This is a genomic window from Psychroflexus montanilacus (genome assembly GCF_020164535.1).
GTDB classification, from domain to species: domain Bacteria; phylum Bacteroidota; class Bacteroidia; order Flavobacteriales; family Flavobacteriaceae; genus Psychroflexus; species Psychroflexus montanilacus.
Window position 1 is genome coordinate 78,541 of the sequence record NZ_JAIQZC010000003.1, and the last position, 26,971, is coordinate 105,511.

Sequence of the window (26,971 nt, forward strand, 5' to 3'; positions counted from 1 at the left end):
ATAATCCAGGTGAAAATGATCAATCTAGAATTTTAGATGTTATTGAAAATGAAGCAACAAATAATTCAAATTCGAGTGGTAATGGAAATGAATGTGAATAAAATTATATTTATATCGATGTCTCTAATGATATTGGGGTGTAAATCCCAAATTTTTGAAAATAATGTGAATTATGATCATTATAGAATCATTGAAAAAGTTGATTATTCAGACAATTCACTGAATCCTAAAACAATTTCATATGAGGATCTCAATTTTAAAGGATTATTTAATTATTCTTCACTCAATAAATATAACGTAAAATATAATTCGATAGTCGAAAAGGAAAGATATGTCAATTTTGATACTATTTTTTCAGTAGAAAAGAGGAATGAAATAAATAAACAGTTTAATTCCTTAAATTCTAGAGAGATTAAACCTAAGCATCTTGAAAATTCAAATATTTTAAGCAATAACAAAAATAATACAATTGCTGCCATAACATTTCCTTTTATTGTTGAATCAAGTAACAAAATTAAATACGGTTTTATTTATAGAAATACAAAAGGATTGCTATATATATACAGAAAAATTAATGGAAGTTGGGATGACTTTGCTAGGCTAGAAATTCATACTGCAAATTAAAATAAGCTCTTAACAACTTCAAAAGATTGTAATTATCCTAAACCCAAACCTCTGTATTTCAAAAAATAACATTACTTTTGCACCTCATTATTAATAACGGGAGTCGGGAACTCCAAAATTTAATTTTTTATGCCAGTTAAAATAAGATTACAAAGACACGGAAAGAAAGGAAAACCTTTTTTCTGGATTGTCGCTGCAGATGTTCGTTCAAAAAGAGATGGTAAGTACCTAGAGAAATTAGGCATTTATAATCCTGTGACCCAGCCTGCAACTATTGAGCTAGACGTAGACTCGTCTGTAAAATGGTTAAGAAATGGTGCACAACCTACAGACACTGCAAGACGTATTTTGTCTTACAAAGGTGCTATGATGAAAAAACACTTGCTTGCTGGTGTTGACAAAGGAGCCTTAACAGAGGAAGAAGCAGAGAAGAAATTCCAAGCTTGGTTGTCTGAAAAAGAAGATAAAATATCAACTTCTGCTGAAAAAGCTGCTAAAGCTAAAGAAGCAGAAAGAGAAAAAGCATTGGAAGCGGAAAGAGAAGTGAATGCTAAGCGTGAAGCTGAAGCTAAAGCTGCTCAAGAAGAGGAAGAAGCAAAAGCTAAAGAAGAAGCAGAAGCTAAGGCTGCTGCTGAAGCGGAAGCAGAATCTCCTGCAGAAGAAGAAGCTTCTGAAGAAGAAACTAAAAAAGAGGACTAATCATTTTTTGCGATGACTAAAGACCAGTGCTTTTTTTTGGGTCACATCGTGAGCAAATTTAGTTTTAAAGGGGAGTTGCAAATCAAACTTGATACCGACGAACCTGAACTCTATGAACATCTGGAATCAATTTTTGTGGATTACCGCAATAAATTGATTCCTTTTTTTGTGGAAAAATCCAACCTTCAAAAAAGTAATTTGCTGCGCGTAAAGCTTGAAGAAGTAGACGAAGAAGCGGATGCAGACGACCTACTCAAAAGGGACGTTTACTTACCCTTATCCCAATTGCCAAAACTGGGAGAAAATCAATTCTATTACCACGATGTTATCGACTACAAAGCCGTTGATGAGACTCATGGAGAAATTGGCAACATCAAGTTTGTGAACGATCAAACCCTACAGGCGCTTTTCTTTATAGACTTCAATGGAAAAGAAATCATTATTCCTGTGAATGATCGGTTTATCCAAAAGGTAGACAAGGAAAACCAGACGATCTATTTCAAAACACCTGAAGGCTTAATCGATATGTATCTGGAAGATTAATCATTAGTCTAAGCTTTTTCTTTTAGCATCCAGCTTAAGGAAGATCAGTACCAAAATCAAAAATCCCCACAATCCCGATCCGCCATAACTAAAGAATGGAAGTGGAATTCCAACTGTTGGAAATAGGCCAATTACCATGGCTATGTTAACAAAAAAGTGGACAAAAATCACGGATAAAACACAGTAGCCATAAACTCTGTTAAATTGACTTTTTTGGCGTTCTGCTAAATGAAATAACCTTAGTATCAATATCGTAAATAAAATAACAACAATGCTCGTGCCTAGAAACCCCCATTCTTCTCCAACGGTGCTAAAAATATAATCGGTATGCTGCTCTGGCACAAACCGTCCCTGAGTTTGTGAGCCTTTTAGCCAGCCTTTTCCAGTCCATCCTCCGCTTCCTATAGCGACTTCACTTTGATAAAGATTGAAAGCAGAGCCTTTAATATCATTGGTTTCGCCAATTAATACATCAAACCTATCTTTTTGGTGAGGAAGCAGAACTGAATTCAGAATAAAATTCACAGAATAAGAAAACCCAAGTCCAAACACCAAGGCTAAAAAGTATAGCCATAACCTTGGTTTTTTTGTTCTGTTAAAAAGGTAAATTATGATCATTAAAAAAACAAAAACAGGAGCAAAAAGGGTAAAGCCAAACTTAAGTGTAAGTATGAAAATTGCAGCAGCAAGTAATCCATTGGTGATGTAAAAATGAGGAAGTCCTTCTCTGTAAAGTGGAATTAAAAAAGAAAGATAGATAAGTGCACTTCCAGCATCGGGTTGGAGCATGATCAAAGCCAGAGGAACTCCTATAATGGCAAAGGCCTTTAATTGTGAGGTAAATTTAGACAAGTCATTATCTAATTCACTTATATATTTTGCCAAAGCTAAAGCCACAGCAGTCTTAGCGAATTCTGCAGGTTGAAGTCCAAATGCTCCAAAAGAATACCAGGCGGTTTGCCCAGCAATAGTTTTTCCAAATATGAACAAGCCTAGCAGTGATAGTATGGAAAGAATATAAATAATACTTGCAAACCTTTCAAAAAACTTACTTTCTAACGCAAGAACAACGATAGCGATGATGACCCCTAACCCAATAAACAGGAGCTGTCTTCCGTAGATTTTGGATAGGTCCAAAATAGATTCTTCCGGACTCACAAAGGTGGTTGAGTAGATATTACCCCATCCAAAACCAATTAGAATCGCAACGATAAGAATTGTAAGCCAGTCTAATTGCAATAAAGTTTTAGGCATTCTTACTGGTTAATTTTAAAAGGTTCTCCAGAATAAGGCTTGGCATACTCGTCTTCTAAGCTGTGATCAAGAATCCAACGTTCAAGATCTTTTCTCTCAATCTCGTCTTTCAAGTATTTTTCAATCATAAGGCTTGAGATTCTTCCAGCATATCTGGAACCCCAGTAGCCGTTTTCTACAAAGACTGCTAGCGCTATTTTTGGATTCTCTTTGGGAGCAAAGGCTACAAAAATGGAGTGATCTGTAAGTTGCACACGTTCACCATCTACTTTTGCGTAATTTTCTGAAGTTCCAGTTTTTCCAGCAACTTCTATCCCTGGTACTCTCAAAAAGCTAGCTGTCCCGTAATTGAAAACATCATGCATTCCTTCAATGATTGGATCAAAATGTTCCTTGTCTATCGTGGTGACTTGCTTAGTCGTGTATTTTTCGTCTTTTATTGCTGAACCGTCTATTTCCTTGATGATATGTGGCTTGTAATACCAACCTTTATTGGCAATAGCCGCTGTGGCATTGGCCAACTGAATAGGAGTAGTAAGTACTTCACCTTGTCCTATAGCATTAGAAAGTGTAGCACTTGCGTACCAGTTGTAAGTAGGATATCTGTATGCTCTGTTATAATAATCGGAGTCTGGTAAGAGGCCAGCTCTGCCTACAGGTAAATCATAACCCAAATAGTCACCTAAACCAAAACTAGCCATATGCCCACGCCAAACGTCAATGCCCTCTTGTGGAGTATCATATTTTTCAATAGTTCTTCTATACACTTGAGCAAAATAGGAATTACAGGAATGAGCAATACCAGTAACCATTTGAACTGGACTGGGATGATGGTGACAGCCCATTCTTTGACCTCTCCCATAAGTATAGCCTCCGTTACATTTGAAATTCTCTTCCAAGCCGACTACCTCTTCCTGCAACGCTACTAAGCCGGTCAAGGCTTTAAAAGGCGATCCCGGTGCATAAATAGCTTGTAGTGCTCGATTGTAAAGCGGTTTTTGGATTGTGTCGTAATATAGCTTTGTGAAGTTCCTAGACCGTTTCCTCCCCACCAATAAATCTGAGTCGTAAGAAGGTGCTGTGACCAAAGTCAAAATTTCACCTGTACTCGGTTCTATGGCTACAATTCCTCCACGCTTCCCTTTCATCAGCTTTTCTCCATAAGCCTGAAGTTGTGCATCAATGGTAAGGTGCAGATCGCTTCCTTTCTTAGAAACGGTGTCAAATTTTCCTTCTTTGAAGGGTTTGATGTTTTTATTATGAATATCTCTCAAGAAGTGTTTTACGCCTCTTTTCCCTCTTAGGACCTCTTCATATTGTTCTTCTACACCTTGCTTTCCTCTCAGGTCTCCGGACTTGTAGTACGGATTTTGAGCAATTTCTCGGTCGCCTACTTCAGCAATATACCCCAATATATTAGCGCTATGTTGTACATTATAATCTCTTAGAGCTCTCTTCTGTATGTAAAATCCCTGGTATTTGTGCATGCGCTCCTGTAATACAGCATATTCCTTTTTAGTGAGCTGTGGAGTAATTACAGAAGCTAATCTTGGTGAATAACGCCAGGCTTTCTCCAGTTGAGTTTTCAGCCGCTCGGGGGACAATTTCAACAAGCTAGCTAGTTCTAAGGTGTCAAATTCTTTTACCTCCAGTGGAACAGCCATGACATCATAAGCTGGCTGGTTACCGACCAATAGCTCTCCGTTTCTATCGTAGATATAACCACGCTGTGGATAGTCATAAACTTTCCGGACAGAGATGTTTGTAGACACTTCATCAAAACTATCATCCAGTATTTGTAAATAAAACAAACGAATCAAGAAAAGGAAGGCTGTAAAACTAACTAAAATGATGGGGAGTAACTTTCTCACTTACTGTTCTTTCGTATCAAATTTAAGGTGATTATAATTAATAAGATACTGAAAATAGAAGAATAAATTATTTTTTCTGCAAGGTAAAGTAGATGATTCAAACTAAAGATTTCTAATGTGAATAACACAGTGTGATGCACCAGCACCATTAAACTCACATAAACTAATCTTGATCTAAACGGGGCATCGTAAAACTTTAAAGTCTGATAATCATAACTCAACCCAAATGCATTTCTTAAAAATAATGGTCTTAAATAGGCAATGACCAAAGTGGCTGCTGCGTGTATTCCTCCACTATCTTCAAAAAAGTCAAGACATATTCCTAAAATAAACGCCAAAACCAGTTTTTGAATGGAGTTGATATTAAAGGGCAACAGGATTATAAGTAGGGGATATATGTAAGGATTGACGTATCCAAAGACATCAAAATGATTCAAAATTAAGACTTGAACAAGTATCAAAAGAACAAACCTTATGCTATTTATAAAATAGGTTTTCATCTAAGGTTGTTCAGGATTTAATAGTTCATAGGCTTCTTCTTTTCTAGTGTTTTCAATCACATAAACATGTTTCAGATTGGTCATATCATTGAATAGCTTTACTGAAATACTGTAATAGCCAATATTTTCATTTAATTCAAAATCACTAATCACGCCAATAGGTACATTTTCAGGAAATACTAAAGAGCGGCCTCCAGTAGTAATTGTATCCCCTTTTTGGACAGGTGCTGATCTTGGAACATCTATTAAACTCAGTATGTTCGGGTCTTTGCCATCCCATGTCAACGTCCCGAAGTGATACGTTTTTTTCAGCTTTGCGTTGATGGAAGTGTTGGTATTTAAAATAGAAATAACTCTGGAAAATTCCTGACTCACATCTTGAACAATACCTACTATCCCCTTGCTGGAAATCACACCCAGGTCTTCTCTGATACTGTCTTTTTCTCCACCTTTAATCAATAAAAAGTTATCAACTTTATCATAGTAGTTGGACACTACTTTTGCTTTTTTAATACTGTATAAAGTATCTGTAATGAATTCTAAATCTGTCTTTAAAGTATCTTCAGCAAGTGTCAAGTTCAGAAGCTGTCTTCTCAAGGTTTCATTTTCTTCAAAAAGAATTTCATTTTGAGTTTTTAAATCGAAATACTGATAAATATTTTCTGAAGTTCCAAGAACACTTCCAGTTAGAAAATTTGCAGAGGAAACCAGTTTGCTATTGTGATAAGTATGAGCCTGGAACGTGAGTCCAAGAGCAATTGTCATAAGAATGATAAACACCAAACCTGTCTTATTTTTAATAAGAAATAAAATGATTTGCTGCATAACTTAGCTCTATTTTAGAAGGACGGCTTTATATCTCTCTAAATCTTTAAGGGTAATTCCAGTTCCTCTTACGATAGCTCTTAGCGGATCTTCAGCAATATACACGGGGAGATCGGTTTTTTGAGACAAACGCTTGTCCAGTCCTCTTAGCATCGAGCCACCACCTGCAAGGTAAATCCCTGTATTGTAAATATCTGCTGCCAATTCTGGAGGAGTTTGTGATAGAGTTTCCATCACCGCATCTTCTATTCTGAGGATAGACTTATCGAGTGCTTTTGCAATTTCTCTAAAGGAAATCTCAACTTGTTTTGGTTTTCCTGTCAACAGGTCACGACCCTGTACACTCATGTCTTCCGGAGCTGTTTCCAGATCTTCAGTCGCAGAACCAATTTGAATTTTAATTTTTTCAGCAGTACGTTCTCCTATAAAAAGGTTGTGCTGAGTTCTCATGAAGTAAATGATATCGTTGGTAAAGACATCACCAGCAATTTTCACAGATTTATCACAAACGATACCGCCAAGAGCGATAACAGCGATTTCTGTTGTACCACCACCTATATCTACAATCATATTTCCTTTTGGCTGCATGATGTCTACGCCAATACCAATAGCTGCTGCCATAGGTTCGTGAATCAAATACACTTCTTTGCCGTTGACGCGTTCCGCAGAATCTTTTACGGCTCGCATCTCCACTTCAGTAATTCCACTTGGAATACAGATGACCATGCGAAGGGAAGGCGTGAATAAGCGTTTTTTAAGCGCTGGAATTTCCTTGATGAACATGCTGATCATTTGCTCACTGGCATCAAAATCTGCAATAACGCCGTCTTTCAACGGGCGAATGGTTTTTATATTCTCATGAGTCTTTCCCTGCATCATCGCAGCTTCTTTCCCTACAGCTATAATTTTACCTGTCAATCGGTTTCTAGCGACTATAGAAGGACTGTCTACAACTACTTTGTCATTATGAATGATCAGCGTGTTGGCAGTTCCCAAATCTATGGCTATATCTTCGGTAAGAAAATCAAAAAATCCCATGCGTTATGTATTTGAAGAGGATAAAGTTAATTAATTAATGCTTAAAATGACGCGTTCCTGTCATCACCATAGAAATATTATTTTCGTTGCAATAATCAATACTTAATTGGTCCTTAATAGAACCACCAGGCTGGATTACCGAAGTGATTCCAGCATTACCTGCAATTTCTACACAATCAGGAAATGGGAAGAAGGCATCGCTGGCCATCACAGAGTTTTTCAAATCAAACTTGAAATTTAAGGCTTTTTCAATAGCGTGATTTAAAGCATCAACTCTTGAGGTTTGTCCTGTTCCACTTGCCAGCAATTGCTTATCTTTTGCAAGCACAATAGTGTTGGACTTGGTGTGTTTGCAGATTTTGGAAGCAAAAAGTAAATCGTCTACTTGAGTATCACTAGGTGATAGTTTTGTAGCTGTCTTTAAATCTTCGACGGCATCTGTTTTTGCATCTTTGTCCTGAACCAAAACGCCATTGAGGCAAGTTCTCACGGTTTTTTCTGAAAATTGAAATACCTTTTGAACCAAAAGTATTCTGTTTTTCTTTTTAGTCAGAATTTCCAAGGCTTCATCGCTAAAACCTGGAGCGATCACCACCTCACAAAACAGGTTATGAATTTCTTCAGCCGTTGCCTTGTCTAGTTCAGAATTGGAAATTAATATACCGCCAAATGCCGACACTGGATCTCCAGCCAAGGCATCTACATAAGCTTGATGTATGCTATCTCGCTGAGCCAAACCGCAGGCATTGTTATGTTTTAAAATTGCAAATGTTGGGGCTTCACCTGTGAACTCCGACATTAAATTCACTGCTGCATCTACATCCAGTAAGTTGTTGTAGGATAATTCTTTACCATGTAATTTATTGAAGACCTTATCAAAATCACCAAAGAAAAAGCCTTGCTGATGTGGGTTTTCACCGTAACGAAGTTCAATACCCTTCTCGAAGCTTTGTTTGTGAGATGGCAGTTTTTCGGTTGTATTGAAATAATTGAAAATGGCAGTGTCATAATGAGAAGAGACCTGAAAAGCTTTAGCCGCAAAATGCTTTCGCTCAGAAAGGTTTACGCTTCCTTTGGAAGCTTTTAGAATATCCAAAAGTGGAGCATAATCTGCTCTGGAAGATACGCAAAGTACATCTTTAAAGTTTTTGGCAGCCGCTCTAATGAGAGAAATCCCACCAATGTCTATTTTTTCGATGATGTCTTGTTCGTTTGCTCCAGAAGCTACGGTATCTTCAAAGGGATATAAATCAACGATAACCAAATCGATTTGTGGAATGTCGTAAGACTTTAGTTCTTCTTGATCCTGAGCATTGTCGGCTCTGTTCAAAATCCCTCCAAAAACTTTAGGGTGAAGGGTTTTGACCCGTCCTCCAAGAATGGATGGATAAGAGGTAATATCTTCCACAGGAATAACATTGATTCCAAGGTCCTTTATGAATTTTTCAGTGCCTCCAGTTGAATAAATTTTGACACCTAAATCATTTAAGGTCTTGACGATGGGTTCTAAACCTTCTTTGTGAAATACAGAGATTAATGCAGATTTGATTCCTTTTTCTTGAGCCATTTTTGGGATTCTTTTTTAGATGCTGCAAAAGTAGGGCTTTGTTAAGAAATAACTAATTGTTGTGTCTCAATTATTTATAAAAAAATAATCCCTAAAACCAATAGGTGGTGTCATGCTGAACTCGTTTCAGCATCTGATTTCAATATTAACTCTTGAAATAACTTTTTAACATCAAATTCCTCACGCCAAAATCCACTACTGTTTCTCTAGATTTTTTCTGATTTTGCCGTCGTTAGCCTAAAACCTTGTAGACCATAAGCCTCACCTTTCAAGTTAAATTAAATGTTGGGATCGCTTGGGAAAGACAACTTAAACCTATGATGATTTTTTTATACTTTCGTTCACCTGAAGCTATACAGGCTTCCGGAAAAGTAAAGATCCTGAAACAAGTTTACGATGACAATGCGTTTTGAAGTCGTCACACAATAGACCAAGATAATCTACTCCTAGTTAAAACTATTTTGGATAAAAAGATAAAAATATAGCCCACGGTTTAAACCGCAGGCTATGTTAAAGTTGAACTCAAATTAACCGTTTAAAGGGTTTTGAGATTATTTTTAAAAAACCTTAATCAATTACACAATCATTCCCGCAGCAACCGTTTCTTTGGTGGATTCGTCTACCAAAATGATACTTCCTGTATTTCTATTATCCCTGTAGCTATCCAGCATTAGGCGATGTGAGGTTTTTAGTTTTACTCTGGCGATATCATTCATTTTTAAATCTTTGTCTTCTTCATTTCTTTTGAAGGTGTTGACGTCCATTTTATAAACCACGTCCTTAATTACAGCCTTTTGTTCATTGGACGTATGCATGATGGTGTACTTGGTTCTTGGCTTGACGGGAGAGTTATTCAGCCAGCATAGCATCACATCAAATTCCTGAGAAAGTTCAGGCTGGTTGTTTACCTTTACAATCATATCTCCACGACTGATGTCAATATCGTCTTGTAAAGTCATAGCGACAGACATAGGTGCAAAAGCTTCTTCTACTTCCTTTTCTCCTGCGTTTATCGTTTTAATTTTTGAATTGAAACCGGATGGCAAGACAGAAACTTCATCTCCCACTCTGTAGATACCGCTGGCAATTCTACCAGCATAACCTCTGTAATCTTCATAGCCTTTGCGTTGAGGTCTAAGCACAGTTTGTACTGGAAATCTCGCATCCACTTTATTGATATCACTACTGATGTGGAGCGTTTCCAGTTCGTGTAGCATTGGCGAGCCTTGGAACCAGGACATGTGTTCTGAGCGGTTCACCACATTGTCGCCATTCAAAGCACTTATCGGGATATAGCGTACATCCTTGATCAGCAATTTTGAAGAAAACTCCTCAAACTGTTCAACTATACTATTGAAGGTTTCTTCAGAATAATCCACCAAGTCCATCTTATTGATGCAAACGATGATGTGTGGAATATTCAATAAAGAAGCGATAAAGGTATGTCTTTTGGTCTGCTCAATCACGCCATGTCTGGCATCGATAAGCACAACCGCTGCATTGGCTGTGGAAGCTCCGGTGACCATATTTCTGGTATACTGAATATGACCAGGTGTATCGGCAATGATGAATTTACGTTTAGGTGTGGTGAAATATCTGTAGGCTACATCTATGGTAATGCCCTGTTCGCGTTCATCCTTAAGGCCGTCGGTAAACATGGCAAGATCTACACCATCAATCCCTTTTTGCTTGCTTGAATTTTCTACAGCGGCAAGCTGATCTTCAAAAATGGATTTGGAGTCAAAAAGTAAGCGTCCTATAAGTGTACTTTTTCCATCATCTACGCTACCGGCAGTAGTGAATCTCAGCAGTTGGTTTTTATCTATTTTCATCGTATGCGTCAGTTTTTTGTAATCAGATTTTAAATATTGCTTTCAAGATAAAGTCTAGAAGTATCCATCTTTTTTACGGTCTTCCATAGCGGTTTCAGAACGTTTATCGTCACTGCGGTTACCGCGTTCGGTTTCTCTCATGGTCGACACTTCTTCCACGATTTTTTCCATGGTATCGGCGTCAGATTCTATTCCACCAGTGATGGTAATGTCTCCCAAAGTTCTAAAACGAATTTTCTTTTTAACAATCTCTTCGTTAGGTTCCAGAACCAAATATTCTGAATTTGGAATCCACGAGCCATTCCTTTTCACAACTTCACGTTCGTGAGCCAGGTATAAAGAAGGAATTTCAATGTTTTCTTTGGTTAAGTAATTCCAAACATCCATTTCGGTCCAGTTACTGATGGGAAACGCACGGAAATGTTCGCCTTCAAAGTATTTTCCGTTCAGCAGGTTCCATAATTCCGGGCGCTGGTTTTTTGGATCCCATTGCCCAAACTCATCTCTGTGAGAGAAAAACCGCTCTTTAGCTCTGGCTTTCTCTTCATCTCTACGTCCTCCGCCAATCGCACAATCGATTTTATGTTCTTCGATGGTGTCTAGAAGGGTAGTAATTTGCAAGGCATTTCTGGTCGCGTTTTTTCCTTTCTCCTCAGCAACACGGCCGTCATCAATCGATTTTTGAACCGATCCTACAATTAAGTTCACGCCAAGCTTTTCAACGATATCATCTCTAAACTGAATCGCTTCAGGAAAATTATGTCCTGTATCCACATGCATCAGGGCAAAAGGAATTTTTGCTGGATGAAAGGCTTTTTTGGCTAAATGCGTCACCAAAATGGAATCTTTTCCTCCAGAAAATAAAATAACTGGATTTTGAAATTGAGCCCAAACTTCTCTCAAGATAAAAATGGCTTCAGACTCGAGTTCTTCTAAATAATTTAAATAATACGTGCTCATGAACTTATATTCTATGTGATTCTTCTAAATAATTAATGATGAGTTGGACAGCTTGGTCCACTTCAGTAGTTTCGGTTTGGATGTGAATTTCAGGTTTTTCGGGGGCTTCGTAAGGTGCATCTATTCCTGTAAAATTCTTTATTTCTCCAGCTCGGGCTTTTTTGTAAAGACCTTTAACGTCTCGTTTTTCGCATTCTTCTAAGGACGTGTCAACGAAAATTTCAATCAGATCGTTTTCTCCTACAATTTGCTTAACCTGATCGCGATCTGAAATCAAAGGTGAAACAAAAGCAGCAATGGTCACAATACCTGCGTCTACAAACAGTTTTCCAACTTCGGCGATACGCCTTAGATTTTCTAGACGGTCTTCTTTGGTAAACCCAAGTCCTTTATTGATGCCGCTACGGATGTTATCTCCATCCAAAGCATAAGTGCTTATGCCTTTATAAAACAATTCTTCTTCTACTTTATTGGCGATGGTAGATTTTCCGGAGCCAGATAAGCCTGTAAACCAAAGCACAAAAGACTCGTGTCCATTCACTTTATTCCGTTTGGATCTGGAAATGTCGTAATCGTGGATGACGATGTTTTCGCTCATAATTCAGTTTTTACATGAAAATACCCATTCAATAAATTTTCTCGGTTGTAAAGCATTTCTTTCCCAGTATCCAGGCTAATCACTTCCAGCCCAACAGCTTTACAAATGGCTTGCCCTGCAGCTGTGTCCCATTCCATAGTAGGCGCGTAACGCGGATAGACATCTGCATTTCCTTCTGCAACAAGGCAAAATTTCAGCGAACTTCCCTTAGAGACAATGTCTACAGATTTTTGATACTTATCTTTTAATCCATCAACATAATCCAGCGTATCCTGATTCATGTGGGAACGACTTCCAACTACTCTAAGGGGATTTGAATCTTTACTTGGCTCTAGAAGTGTTGCTGCTTTCAAAAGTTTCTCTACCTGTGGTTCACCAGAAGGAACTTCAACTTTAAAGGCTTTCTGAGACTCCACATCGCCCACATAAAGCAGACGTTGTGCAGGCACGTAAATGACTCCAAACACAGGTTGTTGATGATCTATCAACGCAATGTTTACGGTGAATTCACCGTTTTTCTTTACAAACTCCTTGGTGCCATCCAGCGGGTCTACAATCCAGCATTGAGTCCAGGACTTTCTTTCTGAGTAGTCAATTTCCTTATTCTCTTCACTTATAATAGGAATCGAAGTCGTTTCCAAAAAAGACATAATGACGGCATTCGCATTTTTATCGGCTTGCGTGAGAGGAGAAGTATCCTCTTTATATTCCACATCGAAATCTTCTTTGTAAATTTCTATGATGGCGTCGCCAGCTTTTATGGAAGCTTCTATGGCTTTTAATTGGTTTTCATTCATAAAGCAAGGTTCGTCTTATAAACGTTGATAGTCAAATAGTTAGACTGTAAAATTCTGTTTAGCTACTTCTCAAAGTTGAAATAATTTTCAAAAGTATATAATTTCTACCAATTTAGTAGACTAATCAAATTGGAATCAAATTATTTTGCTGTTAAATTTATTCTGAATGTGTTACAAGTTGGATTAGTTTTTAGAATTCCACTGATTAAGGTTGGGATGAAATTAAAAGTTTATTTGTTTCACTAAAGGGAAACTTTCTTATATTTGATTTTATTTGTTACTCAGATGCATACTAGAGAGAAGCACAGGAAAATTGTATTTTATAAAACGTACTTTCAGGATTTCTTTTCAAAACAAAACGAGAAAGTAAAAGCTAAAATTATTTGGACTTTTGACTTGATTGAAGAATTGAAAAGAGTTCCTGAAACTTATCTCAAACATATTGAAACGACAGATGGCTTATATGAAATCCGTGTTCAAATGGGTGGTAATATTTTTAGAATTTTCTGCTTTTTTGATAAAGGACTGTTGATCGTTTTAGCAAATGGGTTTCAAAAGAAAACTCAAAAGACACCCACTAAAGAAATTAAGAAAGCAATCCAAATAAAAAATGAATATGAAAACGAAAAATAAAAACTTAACTAGCCTAGAAGAATTTAAAGAACAGAATTATGGTAAACACGGCAGTATAAAACGTAAGGAACTTGAGGCAGGTTATGAAGCCTTTAAAATAGGGGCTTTAATTCATGACAAACGATTGGAAATGGGAATGACTCAAGAGCAACTTGCCGAAAAAGTAGGAACAACAAAATCTTACATTTCAAAAATAGAGAATAACCTTAAAGAAGCTCGAATTTCGACACTTCAAAAGATCGTTGAGCTTGGTTTTGGTGGGCAACTCGAGCTCAATATCAAAATTTAATACACTTTAGTATAAATTGAAGCAGTTACAAGTCTCCTTTTAGAATTACACCGTAATCCTTTGATTTTTATGACGACTAGATAAAATCCAATAAGGACATTAAAACGTACATAAACTAAAACCTAATGAGAATCTACTTGCCTATCATTTTAGTTTGCTTTTTGATGATGAGTATAACTTGCTTACACGCCCAGGAAATTCATCAACACAAGCAGTGGAACCAGCTTTTGCAAGCTCACGTCGACAAGAATGGGGATGTGGATTACAAAGCTTTTCAAAAAAATCAAGCCCAGCTCGATGCCTATTTAGATTTGTTGAACGAGAATCCGCCTCAGGATTCCTGGACCACCAATGAAAAGAAAGCCTACCTCATCAATGCCTATAACGCATTTACGGTGAAATTGATCATCGACAATTATCCAGTAGAAAGCATCAGAAAAATAGGGGGACTTTTTAATAACCCTTTCAGTACAGAATTTGCAAAACTAGGCGGGAAAGCCTATTCGCTCGACGATATTGAGAAAGGTATGTTGCTGAAAATGGGTGACCCCAGAGTACATTTTGCGGTGAATTGCGCTTCAGAATCCTGTCCAAAACTCGTCAATGAAGCTTATCTAGCCTCCCAACTCGACAAGCAACTGGAAGCTGCAGCCAGATCCTTTGTAAACTCCGACAAAAATAAACTATCTAACAACAAACTGGAACTTTCTAAAATTTTCAAGTGGTATGCTTCAGATTTTGAAACCGATGGCAAGTCCATCATTGATTTCATCAACAGGTATTCTAAACAAAACATCAGTGAAAATGCCTCCATTAATTACTTGTCGTATTCCTGGAAACTGAACGAAAAATAAACTGAATGATCAGTATCATCATCCCCGTTTATAACGAAGCCGAAGTCATAGAGGTTAACTTAAGGCACATTCAGAAGAAAATAAGCTCATCCTCACTTGTAGATGAATTATTGGTTATTGATGGCGGTAGTCAAGATGCAACGGTGACCAAAGCCAAATCCGTTGAAGGCGTGCAGGTTTTTATGAGCCCAAAAGGAAGACCTAAACAAATGAATTTTGGCGCTCAAAAAGCAAAAGGAAAGATTTTGTACTTCCTCCACATCGATTCGTTTCCTCCCCAGGATTTTGATGAATTGATTGTAACTTCTGTGCAAAACGGACACGAAGCAGGTTGTTTTAAAATGAAATTTAGAAGCCAGCATCCGTGGCTGAAGTTTATAAGCTGGCTCACTAAATTCAAAGCTCGGTCCTGCAGAGGTGGCGACCAAAGTCTGTTTGTGACCAAATCTCTTTTTGAAAAGATTGGCGGCTACAACGAGGAATTTTTGATTTATGAAGACCACGAAATTTTGAAACCCATCTACGAACATACCGATTTTGACGTTATTCCAAGCTGGATCTCAACTTCGGCCAGACGCTTCAAAGAAAAAGGCATCTTGAAATTGCAGCTGCTGTTTTGGGGTATTTATTTCAAAAAATGGTCGGGCGCTTCTTCAGAAGAACTTTATAGATTTTATGAAAAGCATATCAATAATACGGCGACTTAAGCTCCAGGATAGGTTACTTTTGAATAAACTTTAGTAATTTCAGCATTATTCTTCCGACTAAAGTAAAATTAAAACCTACGAAGCTTGAAACAAGAACATATTGTTATCATTGGAAATGGAATTTCTGGCGTGACGCTGGCCAGGCATGTGCGCAAATTATCCGATAAACGCATCACTTTGATTTCTTCTGAAAGTGAACATTTCTTCTCAAGAACAGCTTTGATGTATGTCTATATGGGACATATGAAATGGAATCACTTAAAACCTTACGAAGACCACTTTTGGGGTAAAAATAGATTGGAACTAAAACAAGCTCACGTCGAGCATATTGATGCTGAACATAAACAACTCACACTGGACTCGGGAGAACTTTTTTCCTACGACAAACTGGTGATTGCCTGCGGGTCCAAACCCAACAAATTTGGCTGGCCAGGGCAGGACGCCGAAGGAGTTCTTGGCTTGTACAGCAAGCAGGACCTGGAACAGCTTGAAGCATGGGCGCCAAATAATCAAGTTTGTAAACGCGCTGTGATTGTAGGCGGTGGATTGATTGGGATAGAACTTGCCGAAATGCTGGCCACCCGAAATATTCCCGTAACCTTTCTGGTGCGTGAAGCCCATTTCTGGAACAATGTTTTACCAGTTGAAGAAGCAAAACTGATCGATCGCCACATTCGGGAACATCATATTGATCTCCGATTGAGCACCAATCTGGATGAAATTATTACCGATGAAATCGGAAAAGTGAAAGCAGTCAAAATCCAAGACACAGGTGAAATTCTGGACTGCAACCTGGTAGGACTTACTCCAGGGGTTTCTCCTAATATTGAGTTTTTAAAATCCAGCACTATCGAGCTGAATCGTGGTGTTTTAGTGAACAGGATGCTGGAAACTAGTGCAAGTGATGTGTATGCGATAGGTGATTGTGCCGAGCAGCGTGAACCTATTGGGAAACGGCCGCCGGTAGAGGCGGTATGGTATACGGGAAGAATGATGGGGGAAACTTTGGCTCAAACGCTTTGCGGAAACCCAATGGAGTACAAGCCTGGACACTGGTTCAATTCGGCTAAGTTTTTCGATATTGAGTATCAGACTTACGGCTGGGTATTTCCACAACCCGAAGAAGGCCATTCCGATTTTTACTGGGAGCATGAAGATGGTAAAAAGTGCATTCACATTCATTTTGAAAGTGATAGCCGAATCTTTAAAGGGATCAATACCTTTGGCATTCGGATGCGGCATGAGGTGTTTGACCATTGGTTAACCCAAAAAGCAACAGTGGATGAGGTGATTAGAAACCTGAAAAAAGCCAATTTTGATCCTGAATTTTTTGAACGCTATGAAAATGAGATGCTTGAAGCTTTTAATAAATAAGACGTTAACTCAGACCTCACAGGTTTTGAAATCGATAAGAATAATATAAAAAGATAAAACATGAGTGTAGACGTAAACATGTCGGTAACCGGAAATGCGCCAGAGGCGTTGTCTGTCCAGCAAAAGCTGTCCAGCGCCCTGGGTTTGGCAGGAATCTTTATCATGACGTTGTCAGCCTTTGATGTTGGGTTTCAACCCAAAACTCTATGGCTGACTCTGTCTTTGGTTTTGGTAGCGGCAGGAATTATCTGGTATACCAAAGCTAGCTATGCAGGCTTGCCAGAAGGCATCAAAAATGATGGGGTGTACTTCAAATCGCTGACCAACCGCGGATTTTGGGCTTACATTTTGGGTTTAGTGTTAACTGGATTCTATATCGTACTTTACTTTTATCCAAGTTGGATGGGCTTAAACAGTGAAGGGGATAACACAGGCATTGTGGCCTTGTTTGATCCCTTGAGCAAAGCCTTGAGCGGCAACCCAGCCAGCCAGTGGTTTGTTTACGGAACTTTGTATACGCTGGCTATTTTAGGATTTGGGATCAAATTCCTTTGGAAATACCGACATAACAGTTACCAACGATTAAGAACCTTTTCGGTGATGTTTTTTCAGTTGGGTTTTGCTTTCATCATTCCTGAAGTAATGGCGAGATTGAACAACGATGATTTTTCGCTTCCTTATTACAATCTGGTTAACATCTGGCCATTGAATTACTATAATTTTGAGCAATATAGGGTCGATGATTTTATTAGCGCGGGTTCAGTAGGCATAGGTTTATTGATTTTTGGGGTGCTTTCCATTTTGGTGATTACGCCTATCTTAACTTACAAGTACGGCAAACGCTGGTACTGCTCCTGGGTATGTGGCTGTGGAGGTTTGGCTGAAACCGCTGGTGACCCCTTTCGTCACTTGAGCGATAAATCGCAAAATGCCTGGAAGTTGGAGCGCTGGCTGGTGCATTCTGTCGTGGTATTTGTAGTGATCATGACAACAGCGGTGGTCTATTCTTATTTAAATAACGGCGGCTACTGGCTTTCGGGAGGTGCGTTTTTAGTAAGTGTAGCCAGTTTACTTACGTTAGTTTTTGCCTGGGTGATGATCTATAAACGAGAACAACTGCAAAAGGACGCCAAGTATGCGGCTATTGGTTTTTTTGTGTTGATTCTAGCTTTGATTGGTTTGCATTTCACAGGGATCAGCGGGAACATTTTTCTCTTTGAAGCCGAAACCTTGCGTTCTACCTATGGTTTTGCGGTTGGTGCTATATTTTCTGGAGTGGTTGGAGTAGGCTTTTACCCCATTTTTGGTAACCGCGTGTGGTGTAGGTTTGGTTGCCCGATGGCAGCGATCTTGGGCTTTCAACAGCGCTTGTTTTCTAAATTCAGAATCACCACCAACGGTGGACAGTGCATTTCCTGCGGAAACTGCTCTACTTATTGCGAAATGGGCATCGACGTAAGAGCTTACGCCCAAAAAGGAGAAAACATTGTGAGGTCCTCTTGTGTGGGTTGTGGGATTTGCGCTTCGGTCTGTCCGAGAGGGGTTTTAAAATTGGAAAACGATACTCCAGCTGGCCGAATCAATTCTAAAGAGGTTTTACTTGGAAACGATGTGGATCTGATGGATTTGGTGAATCAGAACCAGAAAAAATAGGATTCTATAAAAAAAACCTCTTTACTTTTACTCAGGTAAAGAGGTTTAAAATTAATAAAATCTAGCTAGTTAAAAATTCTAAGTATCGATCTAACTTACAGAATCATTCTATTTTTCTAAATCTTTCATAACAACCTTCATCACAGGGGGAAGGTTTTGGAAACACTTCTAAATCACCATTGTCAAAAAAGTCGTAATTATATATAAGTTCTATATTATCACATATGATTATAATTTCAGACTCAGATTCAATATCTTGATAGTTACAATTGATAAAGCCTTCCCTGATATATTCGCCAGCCTCTGTAAATTCAATTGTATACCCATCTTCCACGGGTTGATTCGGCTGAGGTGAACCACCATCATAGCGTTCAATCAATTGCCAAGTGCCAGTAAGGGATTTTACACTTACCTCTGTGGATTTGTCATCGTCTTGACTACAGCTTATAAAAAATATGCCTACGAGTAGAATTGTTAGTTTTAGTTTCATTTTCTCTTTTTTAATTTAATTAAAAACGCATTTCAACTGAGGGACCTATCATAAAAGATTCAAGGTCTAGATATAATGGTAAATAAGATTTTAAATTGATTCCCAAATAAATAAAATCTGAAACTGAATACATTAAAGCAGCTGAAAAGAATAATCCAAAATTGAAAGATTCACCTTGATTTTCAAATTCAATCCCTTGAAATTGCTGATCCGCAAAAATTATTTTTGGATCATTAGCCCTCTCAAAAATGAGAGCTCCTCCTATAGATCCTGAAATTGTAAAGTCATCGCTTATTTGCCAATATTTACTGAAATTTGGGTTTATGATGGTACTATTATAAGTTGAAGGAGTATTCAAAAACAGAGGCGATGCCTCAAAATTACCTGTACTTGTAACTTTAATAAGTTCTAAATTGAGCCAAAATTCTTCATTGATCTTGTAACCAAAACTGCCAGATAGATAGCTCCCATTGTTATCTGCTAAAAAGAATGTGCTATTGTAATATCCATATTCTGTGGACATTCTAAACTTCACATTCTCATTATTTTGAGAATACATAGAAACAGAAATAAATAAGATGATCATTAATTGTTTCATTTTAAAAAGCGTTTGGAAATTAATAAATTAACAGACCAGTAATTGTCTTGACCAAAAAAATCATCATTACTGCTAAAGGGTTTGTTAACCCTCGCGTCAAGACCAAAACCATAATTATTGAGAAAATAGGTATAACGCACACCTATAAGGTTTGAAAAGGTCCTATCAGATTCTACATCACTCTCAAAAATAAAATTATTTTGGTCTATAAGTGTATTTAAATTATCCACAGAATCAATAAACATATAGCCTAAACCACCAAAAAATGAAAAATTATGACGGGTTGTTTTGACAAAAGTCACATGTAATAACGTATGAAGCGTAAATATGGAACTTTTTGAAAAAAAATAAGATTGATTGAGGTAGTCACCAAAACTATAATCTTTTGGAAAATCGCTAGAATTTGCATAAGATAAACCAAATTCTATATCTAGATATCTATTTAATTCTTTTGTAAATGACGTTGCAATTTCGTAGCCATCAGTATCATCAAAATGTGAAAATCCAGCGTGAAAATTTATTTTTTCTGACTGTGAGAAACAGTTCAAGCTAAAAAGTAAAATTAAAGTAGTTATGTTTTTCATCTAAAAAAGAACTAGCCCCCTAATTAGAGAGCTAGATTTATTTGGTTAAAGACTTGTGTAATAGAAATCAAAAAAATATTCAAATTTTTGTGCAACTCTTCTTACTGATAGATTTAAATTATTGTGATTAATTGTAGAATTGTCATATTCAGATCCTCCTACAATTGTCGTTAAAACTTGATCACGATCCAATTCTGAATTACCTCTAAAAATCGCCTTACTGCCACTACCGGCAGTTACATTTACAGATAAAGAAGTGGTTGGAGTATAATTCCCTTCTCCATCAATTTTAATTTCATTTTTTACGTTAACAGTTGACGTACTACTGTTTCTTCTTTTTGTCCAAACTACAATTTGTTGACTACCTTTTGCTTTATGCCAATTGGGATCAAACATAATGTTTAAAGTTTTCCATCTCTTATTCCTTAAATCTGAAGCACTAATGTCAAAATCAAAATAAAACACCCCAGTTACTGCTGAAAGTTCTCCATTTGGATTGATGCCTATAGTTGTACCAGCTCTAGCAATTCTTGTTCTATGGGCCTTGGATAAGGTTCTTTTCCAACTAGTAGTAGTTATTCTAGCTTTTGGTAAAAAGTTTGTTAAAACGTCATTATCTCCAAAAAATGTGTAAGGATTTATATTTTGGGCAATTCTGATTCTTTGTGGCGGTTGTGGATTGGTAGGCCCACCGCCTCCGCCATATATTGGTCCTATTACAATCGGTTGCTGACAGCTATTTTGCGAATATAAGTCACCATAGAATTCCATCAACTGATCAATAGGCTGATTAGGATCTAAATATTGATGATTACCTCCACAATCAGTAATCATTAACATCTCACCAATATAATCTTCGTCGATGGGAATTATGGCTATTGTTGGATTGTCAAACAGATAATCTTCATCAATCCCGGAAATATATTCTTGATTGTTTGGATTAAACATATAGCCTTCGTGAATTGATTCTTCATTTCCATCTTCAAAAGTAATTGTATAATTTTCTTCGTAATTGTCGAAATTTTCCATGTATGGGAAAAATAACTCCAACTCATTTTCTATCAAATAATCATCTAAGTTAAATTCATTTTTCATCAGAGATTCACTACTTAAAGTTGAGGAGATTAAGGGGAAATCTTCGAAATTGTTTTTATAATATTCGATTATACCGTTTTTAAAGAAATCACTTTTCGTTTCTCTTATTTCTTTATCGTGAATCATCCTCTTTTCATGATTACTTAATTTCGATTCATTATTTAGAAGAAGTGAGATTGAAATTGATTTGGCATAGGGGTCAAACTCATTAACTTTACTAATAACTTCATTCATCACTTTTGGGTCTTTAGTACATTTCCAAATAATAGTGATAACTCTTTTAACTCATTATTTTCAGAAGGAACTTTTAAATTATTATCATATTCTTCAGTTTCACATGAATATAATAATATTAGTACAAGGGTTACGATTATTTTTTTCATTTTTTAAAATTTAAATGTTGATTTTGGCAGAATAAAATCTACCTGATTTAAAACACTTCTCAATTAGAAGTTAGCAATCTCATAAAAACCAATACATTTGCATCGCACAGTGAAGTGTATGTTTTCATGCCTTTACGGGAGAAGCTTCTACCTAGTAGGAGCTTTCTCTTTTTTTTATCTTTTTTCTATTTCATTGAGACATATTTTAGTTTTTATAAAACTAAAATTAATATTTCTTTTAGAGTTACGGTTCGACCGTACAATTGGTGCGGGAAAACCGTACTTTTTAATTATTCACTTATAAAACACTGATATACAGAGTTTTATATATCTAAAAACCGTGAAATTATTTCTGGTTAATTTTTTAGTTCATCAAAAGATAAGCCAAATGTTAAACTATTTAACAATTTATCCTGAGTCAGATTTCTACAAATTTTAAAATTAAGATCCTTTTCTCATCATCTCATAAGCTCCATTGAGGTACTCGTAAAAATCTGCGGGGAAAACGGCAGTATTGGATTTGGATTCCCTTTCGTGGCCGAGACGAACGATCAAGATATTTTTTTCGGGATCGCCTATTACGTACTGCCCTAATATGCCTTGCATCACAAAAAAGGGTCTTCCACCAATTTCCTCCAGCCAAAAGCCATAACCGTATTCTGGATCCTTTTCAAATCTAGGTTGGATACATTTTTCAATGAAGTCTTCATTCAAAAGTTGCTGTCCATTATATAGACCTTTGTTTAAAACCAGGAGTCCTGTTCTGGCAAAATCTCGGGCATTGGAAGACAAGCAGCAATAGGTCTTTTCCATACCGCTTTCTTCGCTATCCAGCTGCCAGTAGGCGTGGTTTTCCATGCCCATAGGTTTCCAAAACTTCTCACTCAAGTAGTGTGACAAGTGTTGCTCTGTTGCTTTTTCAATCACCATCCCCAGCAATTGGGTATTTCCGCTGAGGTAATTAAACTCTTGCCCAGGTTGCTCATCTACAGCAAGACTTAGCATCAACTCTCGTAAATTTTTGTCGTAATAAGCCTGAGCGGTAATCGAAAAAGGCGAATAATAATTCTCATCCCAATTGAGGCCAGAGGCCATCGATGACAAATCGCCAACGGTCAATTGCTCGGCAAATTCACCTTTCAATTCTGGAAAAAAGTCTACCACTTTTTGATCCAAACTTTCTATAAAGCCTTCTTCTATAGCTTTGCCTAAAAGTAAGGTGGTGATGCTTTTGGCCATAGAAAAGGAATTGGTGTGGGATTCTGGACCGTAGCCGTCTGCATAATCTTCATGCCATAATTTCCCGTCCTTAAAAATTAAATAACTCACCGTCCCGTAAGTTTCGTGAGTTTCTTTCAATTTTTGAGGGATCTCAGCGGTGTTGTAGTCTGGGTGCTTTGGAAGTGGGTCTGGAGTTTCATTCTCGATAGTCCGGTTATCAAAATAAGGATAATCGTCTATAAAGGCCGTATCGTGCCCTGTCATATACACCACACGTACACCTTTAAATACATAACCATAACCTGTCATGTACAGGCCAAGTACAATACACAAGACGATCCCCAGGGTCCAGGCAAAAAGTTTAGCGATGGTTTTCATTGAAGGAAATTTTAGTAAAAATAATGGAATCGATCAAAACCTAAACTCAATTCGGATAAGAAAATCCTATTTGCTGAAATTTAACCAATCAGTTTTCGTTTTTTGAGATGATGACCATAGGTGCTGTACAGTTTATAATTCAGTGTAAGTCTTTTTCAGTTTTTTATGAAAAACAGAAGTTTATTCTTAAACAATCTTTAATTTATTTTAAATGCATTTCATTATTGATTAATTTTAAGTGAAATGAAATGAAAATCAGTTTTGCTTATGGATGAATTAAATTTATAGATAAAACTTATACTATTTTCACCCTATAATGCTTTTTCTTTATACTAAATTAAAACACGCTTACAATGAAAGACATGAAAGATTCCAAAGACACTAATTATGCTAAGGTTTGGGACGTGAACTCCTCAACGGCCAGCTGCCCATTCCTTAACGGAGATATGAAAGGAGCTGCAGGTAGCGGTAAAGATGTGAGAGATTGGTGGCCAAATTCTCTTAACATCAATATCCTAAGACAAAATTCATCTATGGCTAATCCTATGGATGAAGATTTTGATTACGCCGAAGAGTTTAAAACGCTTGACCTTGATGCTGTCAAAAAAGATATAGAAGAGTTAATGACAACCAGCCAGGAGTGGTGGCCAGCAGATTATGGTCATTATGGACCATTCTTTATACGTATGGCCTGGCACGCAGCGGGTACTTACAGAATACAGGATGGTAGAGGTGGAGCAGGATCTGGTTCACAACGTTTTGCGCCACTCAATAGCTGGCCAGATAACGCCAACCTGGATAAAGCCAGATTATTACTTTGGCCAATCAAGCAGAAATACGGCAGAAAACTTTCCTGGGCAGATTTAATAGTGCTTACGGGTAATGTCGCTCACGAATCTATGGGACTCAAAATGCAAGGTTTTGGCGGAGGTCGTGAAGACATCTGGCAACCAGAAGAAGATGTATATTGGGGTGCTGAGAAGGAATGGTTGGATAATGAAGCTCGTTATTCTGAAGGAGAATTGGAGAACCCATTGGCCGCTTCACACATGGGATTGATTTATGTCAACCCAGAAGGACCCAATGGTAAGCCAGACCCAATGGGTGCTGCCCACGATATTCGTGTCACTTTTGGTCGTATGGCCATGAACGATTATGAAACTGTAGCGCTTATTGCTGGAGGACACACCTTTGGTAAAACCCATGGTGCTGCCAATGATTTGGAATACGTAGAAGCAGAACCTGCAGGAGCTCCCATCGAAATGCAAAGTATGGGCTGGAAAAATAATTATAAATCTGGTAAAGGAGAACACACCATTACCAGTGGACTGGAAGGTGCCTGGACCGATACACCTACAAAATGGAGTCATAGCTATTTCAAAAATCTTTTTGAATACGACTGGGAATTGACCAAAAGTCCGGCTGGAGCTCACCAGTGGAAACCTAAAAACAATGGCGGAGCAGGAACTATTCCAGATGCTCACAACCCAGATAAGAAGCACGCGCCTTTCATGCTAACGACAGATATCGCTCTGAAAGAAGACCCAGCTTACGAAAAAGTTTCACGACACTTTTATGAAAATCCAGAGGAATTTGCAGAAGCCTATTCCAAAGCCTGGTATAAATTGATGCACCGGGACATGGGACCTATAGAGCGTTATCTGGGACCAGACGTGCCTAAAAAGCAATTCAACTGGCAAGATCCTGTGCCAGCGGTAGATCACGAATTGATCAACGACAAGGATGTGGAGCACTTAAAAGCTAAAATCCTTGAAGCAGGCGTCAGCATTTCAGAATTGGTGTCCGTTGCCTGGGCATCGGCCTCAACGTATAGAGATTCCGACAAACGAGGAGGAGCCAACGGAGCTCACATCAGACTAAAACCGCAGCGTAACTGGGAGGTTAACAATCCAGACCAGCTGTTGAAAGTGCTTGGCATTTTGGATAGGATACAAACCGATTTCAATGCTGCGCAAAAAAGCAACAAGAAAGTGTCACTGGCAGATCTTATTGTCCTTGGAGGTAATGCTGCCGTAGAAAAAGCTGCAGAAGCTGCCGGTCATGAAATTCATATTCCATTCTATCCAGGCAGGACTGATGCTAAAGAAGAACAAACGGAAGCAGATTCTTTCGATGCTTTGGAGCCAAGAGCCGATGGATTTAGAAACTATACAAAAGGCTACGCCAAAGTTTCAGAAGAAGAACTGTTGATAGACAGAGCCAATTTATTGACGCTTACAGCTCCGGAAATGACCGTGCTTATTGGCGGAATGCGAGCGCTCAATACCAACTATGACGGCTCCAGCCACGGCGTTTTTACCGACCGCCCAGAAGTCTTGACCAACGATTTCTTTACCAATTTACTGGATCTTGGCACCACCTGGAAAGCCATCAACGATCAGGACACCTTGTTTGAAGGAAGCGATCGCAAGACTGGCGAGAGAAAATGGACAGGTACGCGAGCCGATCTTATTTTTGGATCCAACTCCGAATTGCGAGCTCTGGCAGAAGTCTATGCCACGCATGATGCCAAAGAAAAATTCGTTAAAGATTTTGCAGCAGCCTGGAATAAAGTCATGAACCTGGATAGATTCGATTTAGATTAAGCATACATTTTAGATTATAGTAGAAAAGGGTGATTTGGCAACAAATCACCCTTTTTTTATATCCGCATGAGAGTGGGTGTGATATTGATTTTGCCTCCGTTAACCTGAGGTTTGGCGATACATTGCTTTATGTCTTGAGTTGGCTTAAAGATCCAGTCTGGTGAGGAAATCCTATTGAAGAGGGAAAGGTCAACTAAAGTTGGGATAAGCTAGTAAAGCACTTCCAAAACCTACAATTTACGCCCAACCGTTCTCAAATTCCATTTAAAAGTGTATGTTTATGGTAACAATTTATTAATGTAATGCTACTTATGTTTTTAGAAAAGTAGTGGTGGTTGAGGGTATATACTGGTTGCTTTGCATATGAAAGTGAAATCATCGTCAAAATAAAATCTTTCGTATATTTAAGAAAAAATACTGCTATGATTACTAAAACAAAATTGAAAGAGCAAATTGATAGTTTTCCAGAACAATTTTCGATTGACGATTTAGTTGAACGACTAATTTTAGTGGAAAAAATTGAGAAAGGAAAAATCCAATCCGAGAACGATGAGATTTTAAGCGAAAGTGAATTTGACAAAGAGATGAATAAATGGTTCGAATAAATTGGACTTTTCAGGCAAAAAGTGACTTAAAAAATATCGCCGAATATATTTCTAAAGACTCAAAACTTTATGCAAAACGACAAGTTTTTAAAATCCGAAATCGAACTGATATTCTAAAATCCCATAATTACTCTGGACGAAAAGTTCCTGAAATTCAGGATAAAAGTATTAGAGAAATTTTTGAAGGAAACTACCGGATAATTTACAAAGTTGTAACTGAAAATCGAATTGATATTTTGACTATTCATCATTCTGCAAGAGATTTACGAAAACGAAAAATATAACAGATCGAAAAATAAGCAAGGTAACACTGCATACAGCTCATTGCTGAGTTACGGCTGAAATCAGAGTTTTGGAATTTTCTGGAAGTCAAAATCTGAAAATGAAAAATAA

At 37.7% G+C, this 26,971-nt stretch carries 28 protein-coding genes; 12 read left to right on the top strand and 16 right to left on the bottom strand.

What is annotated here, in order from left to right; genetic code table 11:
* Positions 1 to 81 precede the first annotated feature (81 nt).
* The 3 genes from LB454_RS09300 to rimM all read left to right on the top strand — a co-directional run bounded on the left by LB454_RS09300 (position 82) and on the right by rimM (position 1,866).
* Positions 82 to 624, top strand: a complete 543-nt coding sequence (locus tag LB454_RS09300; protein WP_224464393.1) for a hypothetical protein — start codon at positions 82 to 84, stop codon at positions 622 to 624.
* A 129-nt stretch (positions 625 to 753) separates the two neighbouring features.
* On the top strand, positions 754 to 1,323 hold the full coding sequence (locus tag LB454_RS09305; RefSeq protein WP_224464394.1) for a 30S ribosomal protein S16: 570 nt from the start codon (positions 754 to 756) through the stop codon (positions 1,321 to 1,323).
* Positions 1,324 to 1,335: 12 nt separating this feature from the next.
* Positions 1,336 to 1,866 (top strand): ribosome maturation factor RimM, encoded by a 531-nt coding sequence (gene rimM / locus LB454_RS09310; protein WP_224464395.1) that lies wholly within the window; start codon positions 1,336 to 1,338, stop codon positions 1,864 to 1,866.
* A gap of 3 nt (positions 1,867 to 1,869) precedes the next feature.
* On the opposite strand, the gene rodA is transcribed toward rimM, so the two are convergent.
* From rodA to cysQ, 10 genes are all read right to left on the bottom strand, one after another.
* Entirely contained in the window at positions 1,870 to 3,120 is a 1,251-nt protein-coding gene (gene rodA / locus LB454_RS09315; protein WP_224464396.1) for a rod shape-determining protein RodA, read from the bottom strand.
* A 2-nt stretch (positions 3,121 to 3,122) separates the two neighbouring features.
* Positions 3,123 to 4,991: a penicillin-binding protein 2 gene (gene mrdA / locus LB454_RS09320; protein WP_224464397.1), complete on the bottom strand. Its 1,869-nt coding sequence runs from the start codon at positions 4,989 to 4,991 to the stop codon at positions 3,123 to 3,125.
* Entirely contained in the window at positions 4,988 to 5,491 is a 504-nt protein-coding gene (locus LB454_RS09325) for a rod shape-determining protein MreD (RefSeq protein ID WP_224464398.1), read from the bottom strand. Before LB454_RS09325 ends, mrdA begins: the two co-directional genes overlap by 4 nt.
* Complete coding sequence (gene mreC / locus LB454_RS09330; RefSeq protein ID WP_224464399.1) at positions 5,492 to 6,316, bottom strand: rod shape-determining protein MreC; 825 nt, start codon at positions 6,314 to 6,316, stop codon at positions 5,492 to 5,494. It lies immediately after the preceding gene.
* 9 nt (positions 6,317 to 6,325) lie between these two features.
* Positions 6,326 to 7,354, bottom strand: a complete 1,029-nt coding sequence (locus LB454_RS09335; protein WP_224464400.1) for a rod shape-determining protein — start codon at positions 7,352 to 7,354, stop codon at positions 6,326 to 6,328.
* A 34-nt stretch (positions 7,355 to 7,388) separates the two neighbouring features.
* A complete protein-coding gene (gene purH / locus LB454_RS09340) occupies positions 7,389 to 8,921 on the bottom strand; it encodes a bifunctional phosphoribosylaminoimidazolecarboxamide formyltransferase/IMP cyclohydrolase (protein WP_224464401.1) in 1,533 nt (510 codons plus the stop codon).
* Positions 8,922 to 9,496: 575 nt separating this feature from the next.
* Complete coding sequence (locus LB454_RS09345) at positions 9,497 to 10,753, bottom strand: sulfate adenylyltransferase subunit 1 (RefSeq protein ID WP_224464402.1); 1,257 nt, start codon at positions 10,751 to 10,753, stop codon at positions 9,497 to 9,499.
* Between the two features lie 54 nt (positions 10,754 to 10,807).
* Complete coding sequence (gene cysD, locus LB454_RS09350) at positions 10,808 to 11,713, bottom strand: sulfate adenylyltransferase subunit CysD (RefSeq protein WP_224464403.1); 906 nt, start codon at positions 11,711 to 11,713, stop codon at positions 10,808 to 10,810.
* Positions 11,714 to 11,717: 4 nt separating this feature from the next.
* Positions 11,718 to 12,311, bottom strand: coding sequence for an adenylyl-sulfate kinase (cysC, locus tag LB454_RS09355; RefSeq protein WP_224464404.1), 594 nt, complete (start codon positions 12,309 to 12,311; stop codon positions 11,718 to 11,720).
* Positions 12,308 to 13,108: a 3'(2'),5'-bisphosphate nucleotidase CysQ gene (gene cysQ, locus LB454_RS09360; protein WP_224464405.1), complete on the bottom strand. Its 801-nt coding sequence runs from the start codon at positions 13,106 to 13,108 to the stop codon at positions 12,308 to 12,310. Before cysQ ends, cysC begins: the two co-directional genes overlap by 4 nt.
* 285 nt (positions 13,109 to 13,393) lie before the next feature.
* On the opposite strand from cysQ, the gene LB454_RS09365 reads away from it, so the two are divergent.
* The 6 genes from LB454_RS09365 (at position 13,394) to LB454_RS09390 (ending at position 18,618) form a co-directional block, all read left to right on the top strand.
* The gene (locus LB454_RS09365) at positions 13,394 to 13,741 is read left to right on the top strand and encodes a type II toxin-antitoxin system RelE/ParE family toxin (protein WP_224464406.1); all 348 of its coding nucleotides are present in this window, start codon (positions 13,394 to 13,396) and stop codon (positions 13,739 to 13,741) included.
* The gene (locus LB454_RS09370) at positions 13,725 to 14,030 is read left to right on the top strand and encodes a helix-turn-helix domain-containing protein (protein ID WP_224464407.1); all 306 of its coding nucleotides are present in this window, start codon (positions 13,725 to 13,727) and stop codon (positions 14,028 to 14,030) included. Before LB454_RS09365 ends, LB454_RS09370 begins: the two co-directional genes overlap by 17 nt.
* Positions 14,031 to 14,155: 125 nt before the next feature.
* A complete protein-coding gene (locus LB454_RS09375) occupies positions 14,156 to 14,884 on the top strand; it encodes a DUF547 domain-containing protein (protein ID WP_224464408.1) in 729 nt (242 codons plus the stop codon).
* A gap of 5 nt (positions 14,885 to 14,889) precedes the next feature.
* Positions 14,890 to 15,591, top strand: a complete 702-nt coding sequence (locus LB454_RS09380) for a TIGR04283 family arsenosugar biosynthesis glycosyltransferase (protein ID WP_224464409.1) — start codon at positions 14,890 to 14,892, stop codon at positions 15,589 to 15,591.
* 84 nt (positions 15,592 to 15,675) lie between these two features.
* Positions 15,676 to 16,965, top strand: coding sequence for an NAD(P)/FAD-dependent oxidoreductase (locus LB454_RS09385; RefSeq protein WP_224464410.1), 1,290 nt, complete (start codon positions 15,676 to 15,678; stop codon positions 16,963 to 16,965).
* Between the two features lie 60 nt (positions 16,966 to 17,025).
* The gene (locus tag LB454_RS09390; RefSeq protein WP_224464411.1) at positions 17,026 to 18,618 is read left to right on the top strand and encodes a 4Fe-4S binding protein; all 1,593 of its coding nucleotides are present in this window, start codon (positions 17,026 to 17,028) and stop codon (positions 18,616 to 18,618) included.
* Between the two features lie 103 nt (positions 18,619 to 18,721).
* Here LB454_RS09390 and LB454_RS09395 read toward each other — a convergent pair whose 3' ends face one another.
* From LB454_RS09395 to LB454_RS09420, 6 genes are all read right to left on the bottom strand, one after another.
* A complete protein-coding gene (locus LB454_RS09395; protein WP_224464412.1) occupies positions 18,722 to 19,108 on the bottom strand; it encodes a hypothetical protein in 387 nt (128 codons plus the stop codon).
* Positions 19,109 to 19,127: 19 nt separating this feature from the next.
* Positions 19,128 to 19,706, bottom strand: coding sequence for a hypothetical protein (locus tag LB454_RS09400; protein ID WP_224464413.1), 579 nt, complete (start codon positions 19,704 to 19,706; stop codon positions 19,128 to 19,130).
* Positions 19,703 to 20,290: a hypothetical protein gene (locus LB454_RS09405; protein WP_224464414.1), complete on the bottom strand. Its 588-nt coding sequence runs from the start codon at positions 20,288 to 20,290 to the stop codon at positions 19,703 to 19,705. Before LB454_RS09405 ends, LB454_RS09400 begins: the two co-directional genes overlap by 4 nt.
* A 45-nt stretch (positions 20,291 to 20,335) precedes the next feature.
* Positions 20,336 to 21,619: a hypothetical protein gene (locus tag LB454_RS09410; RefSeq protein WP_224464415.1), complete on the bottom strand. Its 1,284-nt coding sequence runs from the start codon at positions 21,617 to 21,619 to the stop codon at positions 20,336 to 20,338.
* The gene (locus LB454_RS09415; RefSeq protein ID WP_224464416.1) at positions 21,619 to 21,768 is read right to left on the bottom strand and encodes a hypothetical protein; all 150 of its coding nucleotides are present in this window, start codon (positions 21,766 to 21,768) and stop codon (positions 21,619 to 21,621) included. The genes LB454_RS09410 and LB454_RS09415 overlap by 1 nt, the downstream gene beginning before the upstream one ends.
* Positions 21,769 to 22,209: 441 nt before the next feature.
* Entirely contained in the window at positions 22,210 to 23,367 is a 1,158-nt protein-coding gene (locus tag LB454_RS09420; protein ID WP_224464417.1) for a serine hydrolase domain-containing protein, read from the bottom strand.
* A gap of 353 nt (positions 23,368 to 23,720) precedes the next feature.
* Here LB454_RS09420 and katG point away from each other — a divergent pair, with 353 nt between their 5' ends.
* From katG to LB454_RS09435, 3 genes are all read left to right on the top strand, one after another.
* A complete protein-coding gene (gene katG / locus LB454_RS09425) occupies positions 23,721 to 25,973 on the top strand; it encodes a catalase/peroxidase HPI (RefSeq protein WP_224464418.1) in 2,253 nt (750 codons plus the stop codon).
* A 422-nt stretch (positions 25,974 to 26,395) separates the two neighbouring features.
* A complete protein-coding gene (locus LB454_RS09430) occupies positions 26,396 to 26,578 on the top strand; it encodes a hypothetical protein (RefSeq protein ID WP_224464419.1) in 183 nt (60 codons plus the stop codon).
* Complete coding sequence (locus LB454_RS09435; protein ID WP_224464420.1) at positions 26,566 to 26,862, top strand: type II toxin-antitoxin system RelE/ParE family toxin; 297 nt, start codon at positions 26,566 to 26,568, stop codon at positions 26,860 to 26,862. The genes LB454_RS09430 and LB454_RS09435 overlap by 13 nt, the downstream gene beginning before the upstream one ends.
* Positions 26,863 to 26,971: the final 109 nt, after the last annotated feature.

What these genes read in the sequence shown, in the direction of transcription:
- LB454_RS09300 (WP_224464393.1), top strand. Translation starts at nt 82, where the DNA reads ATGGAAATGAATGTGAATAAAATTATATTTATATCGATGTCTCTAATG.
- LB454_RS09305 (WP_224464394.1), top strand. Translation starts at nt 754, where the DNA reads ATGCCAGTTAAAATAAGATTACAAAGACACGGAAAGAAAGGAAAACCT.
- rimM (WP_224464395.1), top strand. Translation starts at nt 1,336, where the DNA reads ATGACTAAAGACCAGTGCTTTTTTTTGGGTCACATCGTGAGCAAATTT.
- rodA (WP_224464396.1), bottom strand. Translation starts at nt 3,120, where the DNA reads ATGCCTAAAACTTTATTGCAATTAGACTGGCTTACAATTCTTATCGTT.
- LB454_RS09325 (WP_224464398.1), bottom strand. Translation starts at nt 5,491, where the DNA reads ATGAAAACCTATTTTATAAATAGCATAAGGTTTGTTCTTTTGATACTT.
- mreC (WP_224464399.1), bottom strand. Translation starts at nt 6,316, where the DNA reads ATGCAGCAAATCATTTTATTTCTTATTAAAAATAAGACAGGTTTGGTG.
- LB454_RS09335 (WP_224464400.1), bottom strand. Translation starts at nt 7,354, where the DNA reads ATGGGATTTTTTGATTTTCTTACCGAAGATATAGCCATAGATTTGGGA.
- purH (WP_224464401.1), bottom strand. Translation starts at nt 8,921, where the DNA reads ATGGCTCAAGAAAAAGGAATCAAATCTGCATTAATCTCTGTATTTCAC.
- LB454_RS09345 (WP_224464402.1), bottom strand. Translation starts at nt 10,753, where the DNA reads ATGAAAATAGATAAAAACCAACTGCTGAGATTCACTACTGCCGGTAGC.
- cysD (WP_224464403.1), bottom strand. Translation starts at nt 11,713, where the DNA reads ATGAGCACGTATTATTTAAATTATTTAGAAGAACTCGAGTCTGAAGCC.
- cysC (WP_224464404.1), bottom strand. Translation starts at nt 12,311, where the DNA reads ATGAGCGAAAACATCGTCATCCACGATTACGACATTTCCAGATCCAAA.
- cysQ (WP_224464405.1), bottom strand. Translation starts at nt 13,108, where the DNA reads ATGAATGAAAACCAATTAAAAGCCATAGAAGCTTCCATAAAAGCTGGC.
- LB454_RS09365 (WP_224464406.1), top strand. Translation starts at nt 13,394, where the DNA reads ATGCATACTAGAGAGAAGCACAGGAAAATTGTATTTTATAAAACGTAC.
- LB454_RS09370 (WP_224464407.1), top strand. Translation starts at nt 13,725, where the DNA reads ATGAAAACGAAAAATAAAAACTTAACTAGCCTAGAAGAATTTAAAGAA.
- LB454_RS09375 (WP_224464408.1), top strand. Translation starts at nt 14,156, where the DNA reads ATGAGAATCTACTTGCCTATCATTTTAGTTTGCTTTTTGATGATGAGT.
- LB454_RS09380 (WP_224464409.1), top strand. Translation starts at nt 14,890, where the DNA reads ATGATCAGTATCATCATCCCCGTTTATAACGAAGCCGAAGTCATAGAG.
- LB454_RS09390 (WP_224464411.1), top strand. Translation starts at nt 17,026, where the DNA reads ATGAGTGTAGACGTAAACATGTCGGTAACCGGAAATGCGCCAGAGGCG.
- LB454_RS09395 (WP_224464412.1), bottom strand. Translation starts at nt 19,108, where the DNA reads ATGAAACTAAAACTAACAATTCTACTCGTAGGCATATTTTTTATAAGC.
- LB454_RS09400 (WP_224464413.1), bottom strand. Translation starts at nt 19,706, where the DNA reads ATGAAACAATTAATGATCATCTTATTTATTTCTGTTTCTATGTATTCT.
- LB454_RS09405 (WP_224464414.1), bottom strand. Translation starts at nt 20,290, where the DNA reads ATGAAAAACATAACTACTTTAATTTTACTTTTTAGCTTGAACTGTTTC.
- LB454_RS09410 (WP_224464415.1), bottom strand. Translation starts at nt 21,619, where the DNA reads ATGAATGAAGTTATTAGTAAAGTTAATGAGTTTGACCCCTATGCCAAA.
- LB454_RS09415 (WP_224464416.1), bottom strand. Translation starts at nt 21,768, where the DNA reads ATGAAAAAAATAATCGTAACCCTTGTACTAATATTATTATATTCATGT.
- LB454_RS09420 (WP_224464417.1), bottom strand. Translation starts at nt 23,367, where the DNA reads ATGAAAACCATCGCTAAACTTTTTGCCTGGACCCTGGGGATCGTCTTG.
- katG (WP_224464418.1), top strand. Translation starts at nt 23,721, where the DNA reads ATGAAAGACATGAAAGATTCCAAAGACACTAATTATGCTAAGGTTTGG.
- LB454_RS09430 (WP_224464419.1), top strand. Translation starts at nt 26,396, where the DNA reads ATGATTACTAAAACAAAATTGAAAGAGCAAATTGATAGTTTTCCAGAA.
- LB454_RS09435 (WP_224464420.1), top strand. Translation starts at nt 26,566, where the DNA reads ATGGTTCGAATAAATTGGACTTTTCAGGCAAAAAGTGACTTAAAAAAT.